Origin of the sequence: Nocardioides sp. (assembly GCF_034670285.1) — a bacterium.
Classification (GTDB): domain Bacteria; phylum Actinomycetota; class Actinomycetes; order Propionibacteriales; family Nocardioidaceae; genus Nocardioides.
The window spans coordinates 1-1652 of sequence record NZ_JAXMNS010000574.1; the positions used below are offsets into that span (position 1 = coordinate 1).

Here is a 1652-nt window from a genome sequence, read left to right on the forward strand (position 1 = left end):
GCTCGTCTTTGCGGCGCTCGAGGGCGTGGCGCAAAGACGAGCACCAGCGCGGGGCTGATGACCTTCTTGAACGACAGCACCATGGAGAGCGCGAAGGCGCCGAGCGAACCGATCGTCACGGCCGCGAAGAGCGAGCCGAGGTCGGAGGCAGCCGAGAACTCGGAGACCTCCGGGGTGAGGATCCAGGTCGCGAGAGCCGTCACGATGACGACGCCGAGCGAGATGGCGGTCTTCTGCACGACGGTGTCGATCGTCATGCGGTCGGTGCGGACGGGCTGCTGCGGTGCGAGACCGTAGCCGGCCTGCGAGCCCTGGGCGGGCTGGCCGGTCGACCAGGTCGACGGGTCGCCGTAGCCGGCGTACGTCTGGTTTCCTCCGCCTGCGCGGCTGAACTCATCCGAGCGACGGAACACCGGGTTGTTGGACTGCATTGGTCTCCTCCTTGGAGGCCGGATGAACTGGTAGGAGGCCCAGTCGGCCTCTCGTAGGACTCAACGTACGGCATCGCTGAGATAGTTCCTCGCGCGCATACTTCGTGTCCGGCCCGGCGATTGCTAGCCTGCGCGCGTGTCGAGTGGTGCGAGGTCGGAGCTGACGACCCGCACCGGTTTCCGCGGAGACGTCCAGGGACTGCGCGCGATCGCGGTGATCGTCGTGATCGCCGGGCATGCCGGGGTGTCGTTCCTGCCCGGCGGTTTCGTGGGCGTCGACGTGTTCTTCGTCATCTCGGGTTTCCTCATCTCGCAGGTGCTGCTCGACGAGGTCGCATCCTCCGGCCGCATCTCGTTGCGCGACTTCTACGCGCGTCGCGCCCGCCGGATCCTGCCGGCCGCCACCCTCGTGCTGAGCGTGACGGTGGTGGCGTCGCTGGTCTGGCTCAGCGCCGTCGATGCGCTGCGGGTCGTGAGCGATGCGCTGTGGGCGTCGGTCTTCGCCGCGAACGTGCGGTTCGCCGACGTAGGTGCCGACTACTTCGCCGCCGAGCAGGCTCCCTCGCCGCTCCAGCACTACTGGTCGCTGGCGGTCGAGGAGCAGTTCTACCTCGTCTGGCCGCTGCTGCTGCTGGGGCTGCTCTGGGTGGCGAGGCGGCGGGTCGCGCCTCAGCCGGTCCACGGCGCCGCACTCAGCCCGACGCGGGGGACGATCGTGATCGGCCTCGTCGTCGTCGCGGCGTGCTCCCTCACCTACGCGACCGTCGCCACCGCCGCTGACCCGGTGAGCACCTACTTCTCCACCCCGGCCCGCGCCTGGGAGCTCGCCGTGGGTGCGGCCCTCGCCGGCGTCGCTCGTCCACTCGCCGGCCGCCTGACGCTGCGCGCACGCGGCCTGCTCGCCACCTCCGGGCTGCTCGCGGTGACGGTCGCCTGCGCGCGCTACGACGCCGGGACGTCGTTCCCGGGCCCGGCTGCGCTGCTTCCGGTGCTCGGCACCGCCGCCGTGCTCCTCGCCGGCTCCGGCGGCCACCCGGTCGAGTCGCGAGCGACGCGCGCCCTCGGGGTGGGTCCGCTGCGCGTGGTCGGCGACTGGTCCTACTCGCTCTACCTCTGGCACTGGCCGCTGCTCGTGGTTCCGGCCTCGGCGCTGCAGCGACCACTCACTGCTCTCGAGACCACGGCCGCTGTCGCGGCGACGTTCGTGCTGGCCGGCGCGAC

At 71.0% G+C, this 1652-nt stretch carries 2 protein-coding genes; one reads left to right on the forward strand and one right to left on the reverse strand.

What is annotated here, in order from left to right; translation table 11 throughout:
• Positions 1–431, reverse strand: a 431-nt coding sequence (locus VOI19_RS19195) for a Bax inhibitor-1/YccA family membrane protein (RefSeq protein WP_323794527.1), incomplete at its 3' end; no start/stop codon positions are given.
• A 136-nt stretch (positions 432–567) separates the two neighbouring features.
• Between VOI19_RS19195 and VOI19_RS19200 the strand changes: the two genes are divergently transcribed.
• Positions 568–1652 (forward strand): acyltransferase (locus VOI19_RS19200; protein WP_323794528.1); only part of this gene is annotated, 1085 nt, incomplete at its 3' end.